At 66.7% G+C, this 20,537-nt stretch carries 19 protein-coding genes; 4 read left to right on the top strand and 15 right to left on the bottom strand.

All coding sequences use genetic code 11. From position 1 onward, the window contains the following. Positions 1-67: 67 nt before the first annotated feature. The 4 genes from MUG98_RS17975 to MUG98_RS17960 all read right to left on the bottom strand — a co-directional run bounded on the left by MUG98_RS17975 (position 68) and on the right by MUG98_RS17960 (position 3,029). Positions 68-415 carry a DUF7344 domain-containing protein gene (locus MUG98_RS17975; RefSeq protein WP_265108804.1) on the bottom strand — a complete coding sequence of 116 codons (348 nt, stop codon included), beginning with the start codon at positions 413-415 and terminating at the stop codon, positions 68-70. Positions 416-556: 141 nt separating this feature from the next. Next, positions 557-1,417 carry an agmatinase gene (speB, locus tag MUG98_RS17970; protein ID WP_265108803.1) on the bottom strand — a complete coding sequence of 287 codons (861 nt, stop codon included), beginning with the start codon at positions 1,415-1,417 and terminating at the stop codon, positions 557-559. Beyond that, positions 1,417-1,791, bottom strand: coding sequence for a translation initiation factor IF-5A (locus tag MUG98_RS17965; protein WP_265108802.1), 375 nt, complete (start codon positions 1,789-1,791; stop codon positions 1,417-1,419). The genes speB and MUG98_RS17965 overlap by 1 nt, the downstream gene beginning before the upstream one ends. A 164-nt stretch (positions 1,792-1,955) precedes the next feature. After that, positions 1,956-3,029: an enolase-like domain-containing protein gene (locus MUG98_RS17960; RefSeq protein ID WP_265108801.1), complete on the bottom strand. Its 1,074-nt coding sequence runs from the start codon at positions 3,027-3,029 to the stop codon at positions 1,956-1,958. A 208-nt stretch (positions 3,030-3,237) separates the two neighbouring features. On the opposite strand from MUG98_RS17960, the gene MUG98_RS17955 reads away from it, so the two are divergent. Continuing rightward, positions 3,238-4,500, top strand: a complete 1,263-nt coding sequence (locus tag MUG98_RS17955; RefSeq protein ID WP_265108800.1) for a sulfite oxidase — start codon at positions 3,238-3,240, stop codon at positions 4,498-4,500. Positions 4,501-4,845: 345 nt separating this feature from the next. Here MUG98_RS17955 and MUG98_RS17950 read toward each other — a convergent pair whose 3' ends face one another. The 6 genes from MUG98_RS17950 to MUG98_RS17925 all read right to left on the bottom strand — a co-directional run bounded on the left by MUG98_RS17950 (position 4,846) and on the right by MUG98_RS17925 (position 13,021). Beyond that, the gene (locus MUG98_RS17950; protein WP_265108799.1) at positions 4,846-6,102 is read right to left on the bottom strand and encodes an LVIVD repeat-containing protein; all 1,257 of its coding nucleotides are present in this window, start codon (positions 6,100-6,102) and stop codon (positions 4,846-4,848) included. Positions 6,103-6,130: 28 nt separating this feature from the next. Beyond that, on the bottom strand, positions 6,131-7,441 hold the full coding sequence (locus tag MUG98_RS17945) for an LVIVD repeat-containing protein (RefSeq protein WP_265108798.1): 1,311 nt from the start codon (positions 7,439-7,441) through the stop codon (positions 6,131-6,133). 67 nt (positions 7,442-7,508) lie between these two features. Further along, complete coding sequence (locus MUG98_RS17940; RefSeq protein WP_265108797.1) at positions 7,509-8,807, bottom strand: LVIVD repeat-containing protein; 1,299 nt, start codon at positions 8,805-8,807, stop codon at positions 7,509-7,511. Positions 8,808-10,029: 1,222 nt separating this feature from the next. After that, entirely contained in the window at positions 10,030-11,676 is a 1,647-nt protein-coding gene (locus MUG98_RS17935; protein WP_265108796.1) for an ABC1 kinase family protein, read from the bottom strand. A 76-nt stretch (positions 11,677-11,752) separates the two neighbouring features. Continuing rightward, positions 11,753-12,115, bottom strand: a complete 363-nt coding sequence (locus tag MUG98_RS17930; protein ID WP_265108795.1) for an Hsp20/alpha crystallin family protein — start codon at positions 12,113-12,115, stop codon at positions 11,753-11,755. A gap of 84 nt (positions 12,116-12,199) precedes the next feature. Further along, a complete protein-coding gene (locus MUG98_RS17925) occupies positions 12,200-13,021 on the bottom strand; it encodes an E3 ubiquitin ligase family protein (RefSeq protein WP_265108794.1) in 822 nt (273 codons plus the stop codon). A gap of 98 nt (positions 13,022-13,119) precedes the next feature. Between MUG98_RS17925 and MUG98_RS17920 the strand changes: the two genes are divergently transcribed. After that, entirely contained in the window at positions 13,120-14,436 is a 1,317-nt protein-coding gene (locus MUG98_RS17920; protein ID WP_265108793.1) for a molybdopterin molybdotransferase MoeA, read from the top strand. Between the two features lie 54 nt (positions 14,437-14,490). On the opposite strand, the gene MUG98_RS17915 is transcribed toward MUG98_RS17920, so the two are convergent. Both MUG98_RS17915 and MUG98_RS17910 read right to left on the bottom strand, forming a co-directional pair. After that, positions 14,491-15,030: a hypothetical protein gene (locus tag MUG98_RS17915; protein WP_265108792.1), complete on the bottom strand. Its 540-nt coding sequence runs from the start codon at positions 15,028-15,030 to the stop codon at positions 14,491-14,493. Positions 15,031-15,128: 98 nt separating this feature from the next. Continuing rightward, positions 15,129-16,256: a serine hydrolase domain-containing protein gene (locus MUG98_RS17910; RefSeq protein ID WP_265108791.1), complete on the bottom strand. Its 1,128-nt coding sequence runs from the start codon at positions 16,254-16,256 to the stop codon at positions 15,129-15,131. A 123-nt stretch (positions 16,257-16,379) separates the two neighbouring features. Here MUG98_RS17910 and MUG98_RS17905 point away from each other — a divergent pair, with 123 nt between their 5' ends. Both MUG98_RS17905 and MUG98_RS17900 read left to right on the top strand, forming a co-directional pair. Then, positions 16,380-18,263 carry a molybdopterin biosynthesis protein gene (locus tag MUG98_RS17905; protein WP_265108790.1) on the top strand — a complete coding sequence of 628 codons (1,884 nt, stop codon included), beginning with the start codon at positions 16,380-16,382 and terminating at the stop codon, positions 18,261-18,263. A gap of 57 nt (positions 18,264-18,320) precedes the next feature. Then, positions 18,321-18,965: a helix-turn-helix domain-containing protein gene (locus MUG98_RS17900; protein ID WP_265108789.1), complete on the top strand. Its 645-nt coding sequence runs from the start codon at positions 18,321-18,323 to the stop codon at positions 18,963-18,965. A 36-nt stretch (positions 18,966-19,001) separates the two neighbouring features. On the opposite strand, the gene MUG98_RS17895 is transcribed toward MUG98_RS17900, so the two are convergent. The 3 genes from MUG98_RS17895 to MUG98_RS17885 all read right to left on the bottom strand — a co-directional run bounded on the left by MUG98_RS17895 (position 19,002) and on the right by MUG98_RS17885 (position 20,463). Continuing rightward, the gene (locus MUG98_RS17895; RefSeq protein WP_265108788.1) at positions 19,002-19,631 is read right to left on the bottom strand and encodes an HAD family hydrolase; all 630 of its coding nucleotides are present in this window, start codon (positions 19,629-19,631) and stop codon (positions 19,002-19,004) included. 127 nt (positions 19,632-19,758) lie between these two features. Then, a complete protein-coding gene (gene lwrS, locus MUG98_RS17890; protein WP_265108787.1) occupies positions 19,759-20,151 on the bottom strand; it encodes an LWR-salt protein in 393 nt (130 codons plus the stop codon). A 30-nt stretch (positions 20,152-20,181) separates the two neighbouring features. After that, complete coding sequence (locus tag MUG98_RS17885; RefSeq protein ID WP_265108786.1) at positions 20,182-20,463, bottom strand: 4a-hydroxytetrahydrobiopterin dehydratase; 282 nt, start codon at positions 20,461-20,463, stop codon at positions 20,182-20,184. Positions 20,464-20,537 lie beyond the last annotated feature (74 nt).

The raw sequence follows: 20,537 nt of genomic DNA, 5'->3' as shown, positions 1-20,537 counted from the left end.
GAACGGGAACGGCGCCGCGACCCGGCCGACCCCGATCGTCCGCCGCGGACCGGTCGGGCGGGGGATATCAGTCGGCTTCGACGAACCGTTCGAGCGCACCCTCGATCGGGACTCCGTCGTCGATCGGCGTCGTCAGGACGACCTCGTTCGACTCCGGCCGATAGTCGACGACGTCGTGGTCGGCCAGTCTCGGGAGGTGCTTGTGGACGAGCGAAATCTCGATCCGCCGCCGGTCGATCGGATCGCCGGCGTCGCTCTGTTCAGTCCGTTCCCAGGCGGCGATCTCGTCGACGAGTTCCGTGACGGTGGCCCGTTCGCCCGGGTCCAGGTGTGAAAGCACCAGCTGGCGACGGCTGTCGGCGAGGAGTGCACAGGCCGTCTCTGGATCGAGCGCGGTCGGCTCCGGGTAGGTCATGCGGTTCGGATTCGGACGCCCTCCCACCAAACTGTTGACCCCAACTAGTTAGGAGCGTACCAGAACGTGACCGTTGCGGACGTTGATCGCTGTGCGAGGTGCCTCTGCGGACGGATTCGAAACGAGCCGTTCAGATCGGCGTTACGATCGGTCGACTGCACTGGAGAAGACGAATTCCCGCAAGAGTTTCCCCGCAAGTGCGGCGGCCTGTCCGTCGTCCCGATCGTTGACTTCCACGACGTCGAACCCGATCGCGTACGGGGCGACGTCGCGAACCACGTCGCGCATCTCGCGTGGCTCGAGGCCGAACGGCTCCATCGTGCCGGTGCCCGGCGCGTACGCGGGGTCGGCCGCGTCGACGTCGACGCTCAGGTACGCGTCCCGATCGGCGAGGGAACCGCCGACGGTCCACTCCGCGACGTCTTCGGGCGCCACCACGGTCACGTCGGCCTCGCTCGCGCGGTCCCACTCGGCCTCGCTGCCCGTTCGCGCGCCGAGGACGATCACCTCCTCGACGGCGTCGACGTCCTCGAGGATCCGCCGCATCACGCTGGCGTGGCTGAGCGGGTTGCCGTCGTATTCGTCACGGAGATCGAGGTGGGCGTCGAGCGAGACGACGACTTCGGGTTCGACCGCGCGTACGCCGGCCAGCGAGACGGTGTGTTCGCCGCCCAGCGTCAGCGGGACCGCGTCGTCACGGACGACGTCGCGGAGCGTCCCCTCCAGCCACTCGAGGTACTCCTCTTCGTCGTCCCACGCGCGGACGTCGCCGTGATCGGCGACGCCGCAGTCGGAAAAGTACTGGTCGGTTCGACGATCGTAGTCGTCGAAGGTCTCCGCAAACGTCCGGATGCGCCGGGGACCGAAGCGGGTCCCCGGTTGAAAGGTCGTCGAGGCGTCCAGGGGCGCACCGACGACCACGAAGTTCGCGCCCTCCGAGTCGGCCGCGTGGCCGGTGTCGTCGGACCCGTCCGTCCGGTAGTCGGTCGCCCCGGGAAACATCAGACGATCTTACGCTGGTCGTCCATCTCGAGGTACTCGATGTTGTCGTCCGGCGAGACGTTCTCGTCCTCGGGGACCCGCATCGTGATCGTCTCGTACGTTTCGAGATCCATGACCTGCATATCGTTACCGTCGACGGAGACGACCTGCCCCTGTTTGCGCTCGATGATCGGCACCCAGATCTTCGCGTCGACCGGCTGGGAGAGCGATCGCTTCTTGCCGTCGAAGACGCCGACGGCCTCGACCCGGGCCTTGGCGCTGCCGTGTTTGCCGGGTTTCGCGGTCGAGTAGGAGTTGATCTTGCACGCGGTGTCGTCGATCATGACGTAGCTTCCTTCCTGGAGATCGCGAACTTCTTGCTGCTGTTTCGCCATGTCCCGGCGTAATCAACCGACGGGCATAAACCGTTTGGAACACCGCCGGGACGTGTCACGTCGGCAAACAGCCGGATTACCCTACGGAACGCCAGCGCGCGATCGTCGGTGCCCGGTCGCGACGTCACTGCCGATCGTTACGACGGTCGCGGGCACCGATCGACTCACCACCGAAACCCCGCGGGCTCGGCGGGCGGATCGAGCGGACTCGCCGGCAACCCCTCTGCGACGTCGGGATCGTTGTAGATCCCGGGCGCCACGTCGTTCGGCCCGTCGGGATAGAACAGCGACGCGAGGAACTGGACGTGGCCGCGGCCGACGCCGAGTTCGAACTGACCGCCGCCGTACAGCCGGATCCCGCGCTCGTCGCAGTAGCGAATCGTCTCGCACAGGGATTCGATCGAGCCGAAGCGGGACGGTTTGACGTTCAGCCAGTCGGGCTCCCACGGGAGCGCTTCGACGTCCTCGACGCCGTGAATGGGTGCGTCCCACGAGACGCGGGCGCGAACGTCGGGGTCCTCGAACAGGGGTTCGGTCTCGTCGGTCAGGGCGGGGTCCTCGATCACGGCGTCGGGGAAGGCGTCCAGCACGAGGCCGTACAGGTCCGGATCCGCGGGCGCGTCGACGTCGGTCCCCTCGTACTGGCCCTTGAGATCGAGGATGCGAACGGCGTCCAGTCCGACGGTGTCGTCGACGTCCGCGACGAGATCCGCGTCCCACTCCGGGGTCGGGTCGAGTTTGAACCCGAGATCGGGCACTCGATCGCGCAGGTCGGCGAGGCGATCGGTCGTCGGCGGGTCGCCGAGTCGCGTACTGGAGACGAACCGCAGCGGGTCGAGCGATCGATCGATCGCGCTCGCGAGGTCCGTCCCGGCCTGTCGCAGGGCGAGATCCAGCGCCGCGCTCTCGACCGCCCAGCGTCGGTAGTTCCGGAATACCGCTCGATCGGGGGCACCCGCCGGAAACAGGTCGCGCTCCGCGAGCGCGTGGGAGAACGAATCGACGGTGTACTCGCCGGTCAGGTCGGGGAGGTCGTGCTCGGCCAGCGCGTCGTGCTCCGCCGCCTCGTACGTGACGTCTTCGCCGATTCCGACGACCGGGTCGTCGTCCGGCCCGGGGCCCGACAGCGAGATTTCGGTCGTAACTCGGGTGAAGTCGCTCGAGGTATCGCGCTCGAGACGGTCGATCGAGACGGAATCGATCGTCACTGGCAGGTCGGCGAGCCGCTCGTACTCCATACCTCCCCACTCGAGTTCCAGCGAAAAGAACGTTGGAGTCGACGGATTCGTTCCACGGTTCGGGAGACGGCCGAGTGGACGCAACGACCGTCGAATCGGTACGATCGACCGTCGGCTGGTCGAGCGGTCCCATCCGCAGACGAGAGCGTCGGAGAGCGGACGGGCCGGAGGTACTAGTTATTTCGCCGTGTGTGTGGAAACGGTACGCATGGCCACAGAACGCCCGCGAGACAGCCGTCACGAAGAGATCGAGGCGATCGTGGAGACGAAGGCCGGCGGCGTGACGGAGACGCGAGACGAGGCCGACAAGTACACCGTCGTTGGAGCCGCCCGGAGACGCACCTTCGCGAACTGGTTGACGCCCATCGAGGAACACTTCGTCTGTCATCGAAACGATATCCCGGATATCGACGCCGACGCGTGGAGCGTGGCTCTCACCGGTCAGGTCGAGGGGGACCTCTCGCTGGCCGACATCAGGGAGGCGTATCCGACGGTGGCGGTCGCACACACGATGGAGTGTGCGGGCAACGGTCGCGGCCAGCACCGACCCGAGACCGGAAGCGTCCAGTGGGGCTTCGAGGCCGCTGCTACGGCCTTCTGGACCGGGACTCCGGTCAGTTCGATCCTCCGCGAGTTCGGCGTGGAATCGCCGGACGGAAAGTGGCTCACCGCGATCGGGGGCGATCCGGCGGACGGGGACGACGTGTTCGCGCGATCGATTCCGCTCTCGAAGGCGCTCGACGACTGCATCCTGGCCTACGAGATGAACGGCGAGCCGCTGCCGCGAGAACACGGCTATCCGGTCCGCCTGATCGTTCCCGGCTGGTACGGCGTCAACAACGTGAAGTGGGTCGAGGAACTCCGGGTCATGAACTCGATGGTGGTCGAGGACTCACTCGACCGCGACGGCGAACACGCCTACTGGCAACAGACCGCCTATCGGATGCATCCCGAGGGGGTCGACCCCGATTCGAACGAGACCATCGAAACGGTCGATACGTGGGCGCAACTCGAGGGCGCAGTCGAGTACCCGTACACGTTCGACGCGACCGTGATGTCGGTGATCGGCACGCCGTCCGGAGACGAACCGGTGCCGGTGCGAGGGGACGACACGATCGAAGTGCGGGGCGTCGCCTGGGCAGGTGACGACGCGGTCGATCGCGTCGAGGTGTCGACCGACGGTGGCGAGACCTGGTCCGACGCGGAGCTGTTCGGGCCCGAGTATTCCGGCGCGTGGCGATTGTTCCGGTACGAGTGGAACGCCGAGCCGGGTGCGTACGAGTTGCTGTCGCGTGCGACCGACGACCTGGGCCGACGACAGCCGGCGACCATCTCCGGGCCGGACGCCTGGCGAGACGCCCTCGACGACGAGTTCCCCTGGAACGAGGGGGGATACGCCGCGAACGCCTACGAACCGAACGCCGTGACCGTCGAACTCCTCGATGCGGACGACCCATCGTCCGCCGAGTGAATACCGGGCGGATTGCCCGACGGGTCCGCAGCCGATCGGAAACCGCTCCGGGCCCGCGGTCGCTCCCGAAAAGAGGGAACCGATCGATCGCTCGAACGCGGCGGCCGCGACGCCACCGTCGTTATCGTCGGACCGGACTCCGTAGATACCACCGGGAGTGCACCCCCGCCACCGGACGGCGTTTCCGACGAGTAACCTCTGGGTTGGAGCGTCCCGGTTCGACCCCGATCGAGTAAAATTCCAATCGCTATCGTCTGTGGGCGTCAGTAGTCGGGAGGGTGCGAAGAGACGTAATTCTGAAAGAACGGGAAAGGTTCCGGTTCGGTGCGAGTTTGACGCACCCGTTCAGTCCGGTCGTGCGTGGCCGTCCGGCCCTGGGCCGCGTCCCGGTACGCTGTCGCCGTCGAATCCCGGGGCTCGCATCGCGCCCCGATCGTCGTGCAGGAACACGATCCCGCCGCCGATGTCGCTCGCGATCGTGAACCCGCGACCGCGGACGGCCGTCCAGAACGACGAGCCTTCGGGACGGTAGCTCGCGAGTTCCTCGGGGTTCGACGGGTCCGTGAAGTCGAACACCTTGACGCCGCCGGCGTACCACGAGGTGTAGAGCCGGTTCGCGGTCACGTCGAAGTTGTGCGAGGTGCGGAACGCGTCCACGTCCGGCGGATCGATCCGGGTCACCATCTCGGGGTCGTCGAAGTCGGTGACGTCGAACACCTTGATACCGCCGTAGTCGTCGTTGTCGGGGTCCTCGACGCCTGCGTCTTTGGGGAATGTCTCTGCACCCTGGAGAACGTAGTCACCGTTCGGGGTCGGCTGAACGTAGTGGGAGTTGCCCGGTGGGAGGAACGCGCGCTGCACCCACTCGGCCGACGGGAAATCGACGTCCTCGTCGGCGTCCGGCGCTTCTCCCATGGCACTGACCTCCACCGGATCGGTCGGATCGCTCACGTCGAGGATCCGCGTTCCGGCGTCCCAGTACGCGAGGTACGCCAGGTCGTCCTGCACGTACACGTCGTGCAGGAAGTTCGTCGGCTGATCGAGTTCCGGATGGTCGTTCTCGACGCGCCACTCCGAGAGCAGCGTCGGGTCCGTCGGGTCGCTCGCGTCGACGATCTTCAGCGCGCTGTCGTCGAAGGGGAACTCCCGGCAGATGTACGCGACGTCGCCGTCGAGGTAGTGGTTGTGGACGCCCGCCGGGAGTTCGACCCAGGTGCCGAGGAACTCGGGATCGGTGGGATCGCTGACATCGTAGAAGTGCGTTCCGATGTCTTCGTCCTGATCGCCGGCCTGACTGCTGATTGCGAGCAGATCTCCGTCTACTTTGACGTCGTTGACGCCGGTTCCGGGTACTTCGGTGTCGACAAGCAACTCCGGGCGTCCCGGATTGCGCAAGTCGACGATCGCGAGGCCGTCACCGGTCGCCACGAACGCGAGGGTCTGCTGCGTGACGACTTCGGTCGTGCCGTCGATCGCCTGCTCGCCGAACAGCCGGAGCCCGTCTCGCTCCGGTGGGTCTGCGCTCGCCGTGTCGATGCTCCCGAGGGCGCCTGCAGCGCCCAGGGCTTTGAGTGTCGTGCGTCGGGTGTATCGCTGGGCCATGGTTCTGATCTGAGATTCCGTTTGAGGGCTATTCCTCCTCGTCGACGTCGATCTCGGGGCCGCTGGGCGGGGCCGACCCCTCGAACGAGGGCGCTCGCCGCTGCCCGCGGTCGGCGTGGAGGAAGACGACGCCGCCGTCGTGGATGTCGGACCTGGCGCCGTAGATACCGCCGAGCGTGAACCCGCGACCGCGCACGGCTGTCCAGAAGGAGTACCCCTCGGGATTGTAGGAGTACAGCAGCTCCGGGTCGGTCGGGTCCGTGATATCGTGGACCCGGACGCCGCCGTTGTACCACGAGGTGTGGATGCGGTTGGCCGTCACGTCGAAGTTGTGCGACGTGCGGAGGCCGACGTCGACGTCCGGCGGCGCGATGAACCCGACCTGCTCGACGTCGTTCCAGTCGCTCGTGTCGAAGATCCGGACGCCACCGAACTCCTCGGTCGGGGGATCTTCCTGGAAGGCGCCGGGGAACTTCTCGTCGCCGACGAACGTGAGGTCGCCATCGGGCGAGGGCTGGACGTAGTGGGCGTTACCCTCGCCAGCGTAGTATCGCTCTACCGGAAACGGGTCCGGTTGCGGCGTGTCTGCCCCGGGAGCGTCGCCGAACTGAGCGACTAGCTCGGGGTCGGTCGGGTCGCTCACGTCCGCGACGACGACACCCGCGTCCCAGTACGCCTGATACAGGAGGTCGCCCTGGACGTACACGTCGTGGTTCGGATTGACCCCCGCAGCCGCGAATTCGGGGAAGTCGTCGCCGAGTCGGTATTCGCCGACCTTCTCGGGATCCGACGGATCACTGACGTCGACGATATCCGTGCGCGCCTCACTGAATACGTTCTCGTCCGACTCGTTGATCGTGAGATAGGCGTACCCGTCCTTCAGGAAGGCGTTGTGCACGCCGTGTCCGGCGTTCTGGAACGCCAGTTCGTCCGGGTTCTCGGGATCGCTGACGTCGACCGTCGTGATACCGGTCCCGCCGTTGTGGGCCATCGCGGCGAGGTCGCCGTCGACCTTCACGTCGAGGATGCCGCCGACTGAACCCTCGTCGTCGCCGCCGATCTCGTCAGGATCGGACGCCTCGATGTCGGCAACGAGTTCCGGTCGGGACGGGTTTCGCCAGTCGACGATCGCCATCCCGTCGCCGGTCGCCACGTAAGCGTGGTTCTGCTGCGTGACGACCTCCATCGCGTTGTCAGCAGCCTGTTCGCTGAACAGTCGCAGTTGCTCGTCCCGCTCACCGGGCGGGTCGGCGCTCGCAGCGTCGGCGCTGCCGAGCACACCCGCAGCGGCGAGCGATTTGATAACGGTTCGTCGTGACGGTGTCGGATCTAGTGGCATGTATTGTATCTCGTGGTTTCGCGGTCAGTTTCGAGCCGATACAGCGATCGCTCGAACGATCGGTCGATCATCTCTTTCCCCTCCCGCCCTTCGCGGCGCCGGGTGTGACCTTGAACGTGTAGACGCCGGTCTCCTGGTCGGCGACGAGGGTGAGGTCGCGCTCGCGGCTGTAGTCGGCGCTCCAGGCGACGGGCGGATTCTCAGGGATGAGCATCCCGTCGGCCTCGTCGACCCTGTCGAGCGTCGCGTAGCGATCGGTCGGGGTCGGGTCGGTCGGATCGGTGATGTCGGCGACCCACGCCCCCTCGCGGTACCCGCCGTCGACCAGCAGGGTCGTGTTGCCCTTCGGGATGACGTCGTGGTTGTGCGTCGTCCAGTCGAGGAACTCGATCGGTTCGTCCATCACCTCCGCGTTGGGCGAGTGCGTGAACCCGACGTGGCGGGGATCCTCGGGGGACCCATCGTCCCAGCCGACGTCGAAGATATGCTTGCCGCCGGGGACGCCGAAACCGATCTCGTCGCCCACGACCACGAGATCCCGTTCGGGATCGTAGTCGGCGTAGTGACAGTTCTCGAAGCCGGCCGTGCCGATCTCGGTGTACCCCGGGCGCCCGGCGTAGTCGAACCGCCCGAGTTCGGTCGGCGCGGCGGGGTTGCTCACGTCCATGACGACGTAGCCGTCGAGTCCGCCGCCGATGAACGCGAGGTGCGCCAGCTCGCGGTCGGGGTCGACGACGACGTCGTGGAGGTCCGCGTCCGGACCGACGACGCCGAGCGACTCCGCGCTCGTCGGATCGGTCACATCCCAGATGCCCATCCCGTCGTGTTCGGTGGTGTAGAGGATCGACGCCTCGGGGTGGGGAAACACGTTGTGCGTCGGACCGGCCGGGATCTCCCCGGCGATCACGGGGTTCTCCGGCGTCCCCCGGTCGTACCCGTAGTCGACGACCTCGACGCCGACGAACTCGGCACCGTCGACGTTCGGTTCCTGCGTCCGGTAGTAGAGGCCGTCGCGCGGATCGAACGCGACGTCCGCGTTCCGCACGTCTGCCGAGGAGGGGACGCGGTGGGCCTCGGTCGGATCGGTCGGGTTCGAGAGGTCGACGAGGAAGCTCCCTCCTTCCCCGAGGAAGCTACCGAGCAGCCCGTACTGCCCGTCGGATCGGATGACTCCCTCGGCGTACCCTCCCGGCGGGTCCGAGAGCAGCGAGTGACCGAGTTTGTGCAGGCGCCCCTTCTTCGGGCGACCCGATCGGTTTCGGTTTTGACCCGGGTCGGCGCTCGTCGCGCTCGCTGCCCCGGCGCCAGTGACGATCGCGGCACTTGCGCCCAACGCTTTCAGCATCGAACGTCGGTTCTGTCGCATCTGGAATCCACCCGTTCTGATAACCGGATAGCGGCGATATTAGTATGATTTTAGTAATATAATTAAGACACAGTATTGTCTACGTATCAGTAGATATCTAACCAAATTAACCGGCGGAGAGCGTTTGGAATGCGAACCTTATCGAATTTTCAAAGTGATCGGAAAATCGATACCGGAGCAGGGTACGAGAGAAACTGCGGACGGATAGAGGGCCTTACTGCACCAGAGGCGGCACGCTGCGCCGGTGGACACACGTACCGCGACGGGCGGCAACCGCGCAACGATGATCCACCCCTGAAAGATGACTGAAAAGCGTTCTCAACAAATCCCGCGACTCCCACCGTGTCCGTCGGTAGATCTCGGCGTCGATCGGTCCAGTTGACCAGTACGAAACTACCCGCAGAAATCACAGCCTGGAATCTTGTCGTATAGATCCTGCCGTTGTTTGCTAATAACTAATCATGTAAAACCGAGTTGTAGATAACGGCACCCACTCGACGCAGGGTGCTGAAAGCGACCGCCAAAGCAGTGAGATCGCCGGGGTCCTCTCTGTGAGTTCCGAGAGTGCTGTCGCACGGTCGTTACCCGAACTCGACGAATACGTGCAACCGCGATCGATTCCGGCGGTAGAGTTTTCCGAGAAACTCCGCCCGGATCTTCCCGAAACTACGCTCTGAGGGTTCGACGGGCAGTTTCCCGGGCGATCACCCGGGCGCGTCGTAACGAGCGGATCGAGGTCCGTTTCGACAGCAGTCATCCGCCCACGGAGCACCTTCCGAACGCCGACGAGCGGATCGGGGAACGAAACCCGAGGATTATCCCGATTACGATGGTCCTGTTCCGGACGTTCGCACGGTAACCCGTTTCCAGACTCAACGTCGAGCCAGAGAGCGACGGTCGAGCCGATAAGTGGAAATCGCCGGACGGAGTTACTGGTCCTCGATTCGTCACGGACGTCCACGACGTCCAGAACCGCCACTTTCGCCTCACATCGCCGTATCACGACCACGCAATGGGTCTGCCGGCTCAACATCTACGCAGGGCTGGTCGGCTTCTACGTCATCCGGATCGAGCGGAGGACTGGGAACTGACGTCTGCAACGCAATCCCGACGGATCGATAGCGAGACCACGTGGAAGAGGCGGCCTGAGCGATCGATCGTCCGAGTCGATCGGCGTCCGACGTCTCTCCGCCGATCGAAGACGTCGCGCACTCGCCGACTCCTATTCCTCTCGACGGCGCTGCCGGAGGTTCTGCCGCGTGAACTGTGGCTTCGCGCCGATCGACTTCGGCTCCCGGAACGATCGGTAGAGTAACACGACGACGAGAGCCGAGAAGACCGCCGCGACGATCGACGCCTCCGGGGCCTCCAGCGCGTAGAGGACGCCCATCGAGAACAGCGACATCGTCAGCAGCATGCCGTAGATCAGCCGTCGGGCGAGGGTGTCGAAGACGCCCTTCGAGTCCTCGACGCCGATGCGGACGTGGAGGTCGTCGCGATCGAGGCGATCGAGCGCGCGTTCGGTCTTCGGCGCGATCCGGGCCAGTGACTCGCCCGACCGGCGGAGTTGCTCGCCGGAGTTCTCGAGGTACTTGCGGATGGACTCCTCGCGGTAGCCCTGCTCGGTCAGGTAGTCGGTCGCGGTCGCGATGAAGTCGAAGTTCGAATCGAGCGTGACGCAGACCCCCTCGACGACGGTCGCGACCCGCAGGACGAGCGCGAGGTTCTTCGGCAGGCGGAAGGGGAACTCGTAGATCGAGTCCTCGATCTGGCCGACGATCTGCTGGACGCGGTACTGTTCGATGTCCTGCCCGCGGGCGTCTTCGATCGCCAGTTCCATCACCTCCGCCATCACGCCCCGATCGGCCTCGGGGCTCAGGGTACCGATCTCGATCAGCGCGTCGAGGATCGCGTCGATGTCCTGGTTGGCGACCGCGATGTAGAAGTCGACGATCTTCTCCTGGACGAACTCGTCGACCCGGCCGGACATCCCGAAGTCGTAGAAGATGATCCGACCCTCGTCGGTCACCGCGAGGTTCCCCGGGTGCGGATCGGCGTGGAAGACCCCGTCGTCGATGATCATCTGGAGGTACGATCGCTGCAGGTTCTCCGCGATGGCGGTCCGGTCGATCCCCCTGCGATCGAGTTCCGCGACGTCGTTGATCTTCGTCCCCTCGATGTACTCCATCGTGAGCACGCGCGGTCCCGAGTGGCTCTCGATCACGCGGGGGATGACGAACCGATCGTCGTCGTCGAAGTTCTCCCGAATTTCGGAGAGCATCGTCGCCTCGCGCTCGTAGTCCATCTCCTCGCGGATCGTCTTGGCGAACTCGTCGGCGAGGTTCTCGAGCGAGAAGGCCCGCGAGTCGTCGACGAAGTACATCAGGATCGGGAGCGACCAGCGGACGACCCGCAGGTCGGCCTCCACCAGGTCCTCGATGCTCGGGCGGCGGATCTTGACCGCGACGTCGTGGACGACCTCCCGCGCTGTGCCGTCGTCCCGAACCTCGACTTGCCCGTCGACACGTGCCCGGTACACCTGTCCCAGGCTCGCGCCGCTGATCGCGTCGGTGTCGAACTCGACGAACCGCTCCTCGACGGGGCCGAGTTCGTCCTCGAGGACCCGTTTCGCCTCGACCCAGTCGGCCGGCGGTACCTCGTCTTGCAGCGCCGAGAGCACGTCGATGTACTCCGGCGGGAGCACGTCGGGACGGGTCGACAGCAACTGGCCGAGTTTGATGAACGTCGGGCCGAGCGTCAACAGCGACTCGAGCAGGACCTCCGCACGGTGGCGATGCGTCGCGGGATCGACCCGTCGACGGCGACCGAACAGCAGGAACCGCCGCCGATCGCGCGCATACGCGAGCAACAGCGGGAGAAAGTGCCACGCGACGATGACGAAACGCTTGTAGGCGCGGAGCTGAGCCAGTCTCGGTCACCTCGGGTTAGACGTCACCGTCGACGACATCGATCGTCGTTTCGTCGACCTCCGTTCGCTTCGGAAGTCGCAGTTCCAGGACCCCGCGTTCGACCGTCGCTTCCGACCCGGAATCGGTCGCGTCGGTCGGAAGGGGCAATTCGACGTCGAGAAAGAGCGACCGATTCTCCTCGAGGTAGTGGTAGTCGTCGTCGGGATCTTTCTCCCGGCGTGCCTCGATCGAGATGTGACCCTCCTCGATCGACAGGTCGAGCGAGTCGGTGGAGACGCCGGGTACGTCGAGCACCAGCAGGTAGGCGTCCTCGCTTTCGAGGAGGTCGAAAAAGACGTCTTCGGAGAGGTCCCGCAACGCGTCGCGGAGCGCTGACATAACTGATAATTCGAACGCCGATACGAAAAAGGCCGCGGTCGCGGTCGATTCGGACGGCACCGGTCGAGTGGCCTCGACGGCGTTCTAGAGGAGCCACGCGATCGCGAGGCCGCTCGCGGCGATCGCGGCCACCACGGTCCCGCCCCCCCGGAGTCCGGCACGGAACCCGAGCCGTCGTTCGGTGCTGTCGGAGACGACGAACGGATACCCGAACAGTCGGTGGCGCAATCGGACCCAGCGACTGTCGGCCAGCACCCGTTCGTCGATCCCGACGGCGGCGTTCACCTCGCCCGAACGCCGGGAGGCGGTCGTATCGTACCGCGCGGTGCCGAGCACGTGGATCTCTTCGCCGGGTTCGAGGACGCGCTCCCGGAAGCGTCGATCGGTCCCCGTGCGAAGTTCGAACAGCCGCAGGTCCAGCCGCCGGTTCTGGCTGTCGACCTCCTCGGTCCGGTCGATGAACTCCCGGATCGGGGCCGGCGGGCGGGAACCGCCGTCGACGGCGATTCGGGCGTGTTCCTCCAGCCGGAAGTCGGCACCCGGCGGCTCGATCAGCACGCTTCCCGACCCGTCGGCGAGTCGAAACGGGACGTACCGGTCGCCGGACGCGATCGTCGTCCACGACCGCCCGTGCTTCGAATCCCGGGCCTCCTCGACGACGTACTCGTATGCGAGACACGCGGTGTCAGTGAACGGCGATCGGAGGCGGCCGCGTTCCGGTCTGGCGGTTCCCCGGAGCTGAATCGAACCGCCGTTCGGCGCGTCGAGCACCGCGTCCGGGCGCGATCGGAGCACGCGGGATGCGAGCCTGAGTTCGCGGACCCCGTAGACGAGCGCGAGGAGGGCGCCCGCGGCCACGATCAGGAGCGCGACGAGTGTGAGGGGACCGATCGACGGCACGGCCATACGGTGACTCTCCCGGACAGTACGGTAAGTGTATCGACACGTCGGCGGCGACGTGCGGGCCCCTACGCTTTTGGCTCCCGGGGACCCGACTTCAGGGTATGGAAGGTGCCGATCGGGAGCGCACGGAAGCCGGGTTCAAGGTACGGACTCCCGTCGACGAGGCGCGACGGGTCCTCAGGGACGCCGTCGTCCCCGACGGTGACGACGCGGGGCCGCGTACGGGGATCGAGACCGTCGAAATCGAGCGCGCCGACGGGCGGACCCTCGCCCAGTCCATCACCGCCGCACGGAACGTGCCCCACTACCAGCGGGCGGCGATGGACGGCTACGCGGTCCGCGCCAGCGACACCTTCGGCGCGAGCGATCGGTCGCCCGAAGTCCTCCGGATCGCAGAGCCCGCTGGCGGAGACGGCGAGGAGGGCGGCGACGGCCACACCACCGCCGATCGGATCGCGCCCGGAACGGCGGCGCGGGTCCACACCGGGAGCGCGCTCCCCGAGGGCGCCGACGCCGTCGTGATGATCGAACACGTCGCGGAACTCGAGTCGATGGGCGAACTCGAAGTCGAGGACGCCGTCGCGGAGGGCGAGAACGTCGCCCCGATCGGGGAAGACGTCGAAGCGGGCCAGACGCTCTACGATCCGGGCCACCGACTCCGCCCGTCGGATCTCGGCTTGCTCCGATCGGCGGGCTACGCGCGGGTCGACGTCGCCCAGCGGCCCACCGTGGGCGTGGTCCCGACGGGCGAGGAACTCGTCGCGGACGATCCCGATCCGGGCGAGGTGATCGAGACGAACGGTCTCACCGTCTCCCGACTGGCCGAGCGCTGGGGCGCGCGGGCGACCTACCGCGACGTGGTCACGGACGACCCCGAATCGCTGCGGGTCGCCATCCAGCGCGACCTGACGAAGGACGTCGTCGTCACGACCGGCGGTTCCTCCGTCGGCGAGCGCGACCTCATCCCGGAGGTGATAGACGACCTCGGGGAGGTGATCGTCCACGGCGTCGGCCTCAAACCGGGCCACCCCGTCTGTCTCGGCGTCGTCGAGGAGACGCCGGTCCTCGCCTTGCCGGGCTATCCCGTCGCCTGTATCGTCAACGCCGTCCAGTTCCTCCGGCCGACCCTGCGCTGGCTCGAGGGAACGACGCCCGATCCCCACCCGAGCGTGCGGGCGGAACTCGATCGCAAGATCGCGAGCGAACCGGGTACCCGGACGTTCGCGCGGGTCCAACTCGAGAAACGTGACGCCGGCGGGCACGACCCCGACTTCGCGGCGATCCCGACGCGAGCCAGCGGCTCCGGCGTCCTCTCGAGCGTCGCGCTGGCCGACGGCTGGGTCGTCGTCGACGACGATCGGGAAGGGATCCCGGCCGGCGAGACGGTCACCGTCGAGAACTGGGAAGTAAATCCGTAGCGTCTCGCGATCGGTTCGATCGGAACGGGTGCGACGATCGGGGACCGGCAGGCCTCAGTGAAGCGTCCCCTCGCGGTGCTCGTCGTCGTAGGCGAACAGTGCGTAGCCGACCTCTGCCGGGGAGAAGCCCGTCTCCGCAGCGATCTCGCGGATCGGTTCGATCATCGCGACGTAATCGGCGGCGTCGAACGACTCCTTTCGGCCGTCGAGGTAGTCGAACCGATCGAGCGTCGCCCAGACGCGCGTGTCGACGACGGCGTGGGTCGACGGATCGAGCGCGGTCAGCACGCACGAGGCCGTCGGGGCCTTGAATCCCGAGAGCCCGGTCAGCAGTTGGATCTTCGAGAAGTCGTCGTCGACGGCGAGCACGTTCGCCGTAACCGTCCGACACCGATCCTCGGGGTTCGACTCGACGTGGTAGGCGCTTCGCGTCGAGGATTCGTAGGCGATTTCGTACAGTTGCTCGCGAGTGAGATACCCCTGTTCACGGTACTGCACACCGAACGATTCCAGTCGGTCCGGCAGGACGCCCTGCGTCTCGCCGTACCGGTCCAGGTAATCCGCGACGAGGTCGCGATCCACGTTCGTGGCCATCCGATCGATCGGACGTGTCACGGATCCGAGAACCTTGTCATCTCGAGGGCACCGGCCGAACGTCGGTCGCCCGCTGGCCCTGCTGGTGAGGCCGGGTCCTACTGGATCGCCACCCGGACCGCGTCGGCGAGCTGTCGAACGCGGGCGACGTGCTCGTACGATCCCTCGCGAACGCCGTTGGTGACGTACGAGAAGCCCACGTTCGCCTCGGGGTCGGCCCAGCCGACGCTGCTCCCGAGACCGGCGTGGCCGAACACGTACTCGGGAGTGAGCGAGCCGTAGGGATCGGCCGTCGTGCCCCCCTTCCAGAACCCGAGCGCGAACCGACCCGGTCGCCCGAGCGTGCCGTCCGCGTCCGTCTCGGCCTCGAGTGCCGTCATCTCCTCGACGATCTCCGTCGAGAGGATCCGGGTCCCGTCGAGTTCGCCGCCGTTGGCGAGGCAGGCGTAGAACCGGGCCATGTCGCTTGCGGTTCCGAGACCGGTCGCGGCGGGGATGACCGACCGGTGGACCGCCTCGGTATTGAACGGTGCCGCCACCTCGGTGTGGTCGCCCAGCCCTTCCCCGGGGTCCCGACAGCGATCGAACTCCTCGAAGGCGACGAGCGTGGCCACGTCGTCGTCCTCGTCGTCCCGGAGGCCGATTCCGGTATCGTCCATCCCGAGCGGGTCGAACACGCGCTCGGCGGCGGCGTCCTCGATCGGCGTCCCGGTCACCCGGCGCACGAGTTCCCCGACCAGCCAGCCGAACGTGAGCGGGTGATACGCCGGCCGCTCGCCGGGCGAGAACACGGGGTCCATCGCCTCGATCTGCTCGACGCAAGCGTCCCAGTCGTCCCAGAGATCGGGGCGCTCGTCGATCTCGCCCTGCGTGAGTCCCGCGGTGTGACTGAGCACCTGCCGGACCGTGATCTCCGCCTTTTCCGTTCCCTCGTCGGCGAACTCGGGCCAGTGATCGACGACGCGGTCGTCGTACGAGAGGTCCCCCTCGTCGACGAGGCCGTGCAACGTGACGGCCGCGTAGGGTTTCGTACTGGAGAACAGGACGTGTCGCTGTGCAGTCGTCGTCTCCTCGCCCTCGGGTCCCGTGACCCCGCCCGCGAGGTCGAGCACCTCCTCGCCGTCGACGTAGACGGCCAGTTGCGCGCCGTGGTGCAATCCGAGTTCGAGTTGACGGTCGAACAGCGCGGCGATGCGCTCGCGATCGGTCGCAGCGAGACGAGACATAGGTCGGCACTCTCGGTGCGAACGCTTAATCGTTGTCGTCTGGGAACACGTCACAGACGGATCGGACCGACCGGGCCGCCCCGTTCGACCGACGTTTTTACCCCCGGCACGCGAAGGGCCGGTATGGACCGCAAGGAGTTTCGCGACCTCGCGACCCCCGAGGAGGCACGCGAGGCGATCGCCTCCCTCTCGCTCGAGGGTGGCGTCGAACGCGTTTCGCTCGCTGACGCCCGCGGACGGGTGCTCGTCGCCCGCCTCGACGCCGAACTCGACGTGCCCGGCTTCGATCGGGCGAGTCTGGACGGGTACGCCCTCCGGGCGAAGGACACGTTCGGGGCCGACGAAGCGGACCCGGCACGGTTGACACTCACGGGGACGGTACACGCCGGCGAGAAACCCGCGATCGAGGTCGGCGAGGGCGACGCCGTCGAGATTTCGACGGGCGCGGTGATGCCAGCCGGTGCCGACGCGATGGTACCGGTCGAACGAACCGATACGGAGGGCGACGAGGTTCTTATCCGCACCTCCGTCGCCCCCGGCGACAACGTCATGTTCGCCGGGGCGGACGTCGCCGCGGGGGAGCGCGCGCTCGGCCCCGGGACGCGGATCACGCCCCGAGACGTCGGCCTGCTCTCCGCGCTGGGGATCGACGAGGTCCCGGTCAGGGCCAGGCCGCGGGTCGGCATCGTCTCGACGGGCGACGAACTCGTCCGGCCCGGCGAGGCCGTCGACAGCGATCGCGGCGAGATCTACGACGTCAACAGCTACACGATCGCCGCGGGGGTCGAGGACGCCGGCGGCGAAGCCGTGCTGTATCCCCACGCGGGTGACGATCAGGACGAGATGGAGCGCGTGCTCCGCGAGGCCGCCGCGGAGTGCGACCTCGTGCTCTCCTCGGGGTCGACCAGCGCGAGCGCGGTCGACGTCATCTACCGGGTCATCGAGGAGCGAGGGGAGTTGCTGCTCCACGGCGTCGCGGTCAAGCCGGGAAAACCGATGCTCGTCGGCCGACTGAACGCCTCCGAGGACCGCTCGTCTTCCGGTGGCTCCGCGTACGTCGGACTCCCGGGTTACCCCGTCTCCGCGATGATGGTCTTCCGGACGTTCGTCGCCCCCGCGATCCGCGAGGCTGCCGGGCTTCCGGAACCCGACGCGGCGACCGTCGAGGGCCGGATGGCCAGACAGGAGCGCTACGGCGAGGGACGGCTTCGGCTGATGCCGGTGGGAACGGTCACTGACGGCGACGGCGAAACGCTCGTCTACCCCGTCGACAAGGGCAGCGGCGCGACGACAAGTCTCGCCGAAGCGGACGGCGTCGTCGCGGTCGATCCCGGAACCGACTACCTCGACGAAGGTGAGTCCGTCACCGTCCAGCTATTCTCCCCGGACGTTCGCCCGCCGACGCTGCTGGGCGTCGGCGAGGACGATCCGACCCTCAACCGACTGCTCGACGATCTCGAGAACCCACGCTATCTCTCGGTTGGCTCTCGGCCCGGTCTGCGACGGCTCCGGGAGGGCGTCCCCGACGTCGCCGTCGTCGCCGGCCCGATCGATCGCGAGATCGAGGCGGCGTCGCTCGGGGGCTGGGACCGCGAGTGGGGACTCGTCGTCCGACCGGGGAACCCCGACGAGATCGAAGGGCTGGCCGACCTGGTCGACCGGGAACTGCGGTTCGTCAATCGCACGACCGACTCCGGCCTGCGTGCGAGCCTCGGGGGGGCGATCGCCGACCTCGCGGACGAGCGTGACGCAACTCGCCACGACCTCGTCGAGGCGATCGACGGCTTCGACCTCGGACTTCGGGCCCACGAGAGTCCCGCCCGGAAGGTCATCGCCGGCGACGCCGACGCCGGTCTCGGACTCCGCACGACCGCGGATCGACTCGACCTCGGGTTCGTCCCGATCGACGACCAGCCGGTGCGCGTCCTCGCGAATCCGGACCGACGCGAGAAAGCGGGCGTCCGGAACCTCGCTCGTGCGCTGGAATCGGCCGACTATCAGCAGTAGCGACTGTCACGATCGGCTCGACAGCAGTTTTTACGTGGCCGCGGTGTACGTGTCGTGATGTCGACTATAGCCGAGTTCCGGCTTCCGGCGCCGGATACGTCCCTCGCGGTCGTTTTCGACCGCGTTCCCGAAGCGACGGTCGAACTCGAATCGGCCGTCTCCCGGACGCACCCCTGTCTCTGGGTATCCGGTGTCGACCACACCGCGGCTGCAGCAGCGTTCGAGGCGGATCCGTCGATCGAGGCGTACGAACTGCTCGTCGAAGCGGACAACCGACTACTGTACGACGTCACGTTTACGAACGAGACGATGAGTCTGTGCGACCAGTTGCTCGCCGACGGCGGCTCGTTGCTCGAGGCGTGGGGCACCGACGGCTGGTGGCAGGTCAGGGTCCGGTACCACGATCGAGAGGCCCTCTGTGCCGTCCACGATCGGCTCGTCGAGCGCGGCGTCACCGTCGATCTCCGGCGGGTAACCGACGTCTCGAACGCGGTCAGCAGGGAGACGCAGCTGACCCCCCAGCAGCGGGAGGCGCTGGAGGCCGCACTCGAGCGGGGGTACTTCGAGATTCCGCGGGACATCTCGATGGAGGAACTCGCGTCCGAACTCGGAATCTCCCACCAGGCACTCTCGGAACGGCTGCGACGGGCTTACGAGACGCTGGTCGACGAAGAACTACAGCCCGCGACGAATCCGCCGTAACCGACCACGACGTCGACCGCCGTTTCGGACGATCGGTCAGTACAGGTCGTCGAACGACTGCACGCGGTAGTCCCCGAGCACACACTGGCCGCGCCGATCGTGGCCGAGCCGTTCGACGTGAATCGCGTCGAGACCGGCGTTCCACGCGGCACCGACGTCACAGGCACCGTCACCGGCCAGCACGCCTCGATGACCGTTGTGTGCGACGCCGAGATCGCGCATGACCGACTTGACGGGGCCGGGATCGGGCTTCCAGCCGGTCTCTTCGGTACAGCAGAGGCGAGCGTCGAACCAGTCGCGGATGCCGAGGTTGTCGAGTACGGGTTCACAGAGGAACTCCTGGCAGTGGGTGACCAGGCCCACCGGTTCGTCGAGATCGGCGACGAACGCGGCGTCGTCGTGGAGATAGGTCTGTTCGGCACGGACGAGCGGATCCTCCTCCTCGTGAAACGCCGTCCAGAACTCGTCGGGATCGATTCCCCACTCCTGAAGCTGGCGATCCCGGGAGCCGGTCAGTCCGTGCCAGAGGATCTCGGCTTGCCGATCGGTGAACTCGCGATCGAGCCGATTCCCGACCCGATCGAACACCTCTCGGGTGTACGACCACTCGACGTCGACGAGCGTGCCGTCGAGATCGAGCAGCCAGAACTCGTAGTCGGAGACCATCGGGACACAGATGTACGGGATTCTCCAGTAAATGTTTATCGCTTACGTGTCAGCGGCGACGGCCGACCAGTGACGGCGGACACCCGTCGACGATCGGTCGGGCCGCCGGTGTCGATCGCCGCGGACGTCACTCGCCGTCCGTGACCCTGATACTCGAACCGAGGTACTTCGAGAGGACCTCGGAGACGTTCTCGGCGTTGAACGCGTCGAGATCGGCCGCGATCTCGGTTTTCAGCGCCTCGAAGTACGCCTCGTCGACCTGCAGTTCGCGAAACGAGACCGATTCGATCCGATCGCGGGGCAGCCCGAGCCACTCCGCGGCGAGTTCGCGGCCGTACGCGTCGTCGCCGATCTCGCCGCGCCAGAGCGTGTCCCGGAAGAACAGCCACCCCTCGCGACCCGGTTCCGGAGCCTCGCGCGCGACCGTGACCGTCGTCTCGTCAGTTGCCGAATCGACGGTGACCCCGTCTCGCGGTGACGCGAATCGGAGCGTGACGCGGAAGACGTACTGTCCGTGCATCTGATTCGAAAGCGGACGATCCGGAGCGGGTCAGGAGGTGCGCTCGGACTCGATCAGGGTCGCCATCTCGACGTCGTCGTCCGTGATGCCGCCTTCTTCGTGGGAGGTCAGCCGGATCTCGACCTCCGAGTACCGGATGACGATCTCGGGATGGTGAAACTGCGCTTCGGCGATCTCGCCGACCATCTGGGCGAAGTTGACACCACGAAGGTACTCGTCGAACTCGTACGTTCGAACGATCTCGTCACCCTCGCGGTCCCACTCGTCGGGGAGTCGGTCGGCGATCTCGTCGTCGGAAAGCAGGTCGGCCATGTGGAGCCGAACGCAAGCCAACCAAATAACGATTGTGCCCGGTACGTCCCCGACGCGGGACCTCCCGAGCGTTC

Origin of the sequence: Halosolutus halophilus, from assembly GCF_022869805.1 — an archaeon.
Taxonomy (GTDB): Archaea; Halobacteriota; Halobacteria; order Halobacteriales; family Natrialbaceae; genus Halosolutus; species Halosolutus halophilus.
The sequence above is the reverse complement of the archived record's forward strand: the minus strand, read 5'-3'. Positions and strand labels throughout refer to the sequence as shown.

Coding starts and splice junctions, on each gene's coding strand:
- MUG98_RS17975 (WP_265108804.1), bottom strand. CDS start 415: ATGACCTACCCGGAGCCGACCGCGCTCGATCCAGAGACGGCCTGTGCA.
- speB (WP_265108803.1), bottom strand. CDS start 1,417: ATGTTTCCCGGGGCGACCGACTACCGGACGGACGGGTCCGACGACACC.
- MUG98_RS17965 (WP_265108802.1), bottom strand. CDS start 1,791: ATGGCGAAACAGCAGCAAGAAGTTCGCGATCTCCAGGAAGGAAGCTAC.
- MUG98_RS17960 (WP_265108801.1), bottom strand. CDS start 3,029: ATGGAGTACGAGCGGCTCGCCGACCTGCCAGTGACGATCGATTCCGTC.
- MUG98_RS17955 (WP_265108800.1), top strand. CDS start 3,238: ATGGCCACAGAACGCCCGCGAGACAGCCGTCACGAAGAGATCGAGGCG.
- MUG98_RS17950 (WP_265108799.1), bottom strand. CDS start 6,102: ATGGCCCAGCGATACACCCGACGCACGACACTCAAAGCCCTGGGCGCT.
- MUG98_RS17945 (WP_265108798.1), bottom strand. CDS start 7,441: ATGCCACTAGATCCGACACCGTCACGACGAACCGTTATCAAATCGCTC.
- MUG98_RS17940 (WP_265108797.1), bottom strand. CDS start 8,807: ATGCGACAGAACCGACGTTCGATGCTGAAAGCGTTGGGCGCAAGTGCC.
- MUG98_RS17930 (WP_265108795.1), bottom strand. CDS start 12,115: ATGTCAGCGCTCCGCGACGCGTTGCGGGACCTCTCCGAAGACGTCTTT.
- MUG98_RS17925 (WP_265108794.1), bottom strand. CDS start 13,021: ATGGCCGTGCCGTCGATCGGTCCCCTCACACTCGTCGCGCTCCTGATC.
- MUG98_RS17920 (WP_265108793.1), top strand. CDS start 13,120: ATGGAAGGTGCCGATCGGGAGCGCACGGAAGCCGGGTTCAAGGTACGG.
- MUG98_RS17915 (WP_265108792.1), bottom strand. CDS start 15,030: ATGGCCACGAACGTGGATCGCGACCTCGTCGCGGATTACCTGGACCGG.
- MUG98_RS17910 (WP_265108791.1), bottom strand. CDS start 16,256: ATGTCTCGTCTCGCTGCGACCGATCGCGAGCGCATCGCCGCGCTGTTC.
- MUG98_RS17905 (WP_265108790.1), top strand. CDS start 16,380: ATGGACCGCAAGGAGTTTCGCGACCTCGCGACCCCCGAGGAGGCACGC.
- MUG98_RS17900 (WP_265108789.1), top strand. CDS start 18,321: ATGTCGACTATAGCCGAGTTCCGGCTTCCGGCGCCGGATACGTCCCTC.
- MUG98_RS17895 (WP_265108788.1), bottom strand. CDS start 19,631: ATGGTCTCCGACTACGAGTTCTGGCTGCTCGATCTCGACGGCACGCTC.
- lwrS (WP_265108787.1), bottom strand. CDS start 20,151: ATGCACGGACAGTACGTCTTCCGCGTCACGCTCCGATTCGCGTCACCG.
- MUG98_RS17885 (WP_265108786.1), bottom strand. CDS start 20,463: ATGGCCGACCTGCTTTCCGACGACGAGATCGCCGACCGACTCCCCGAC.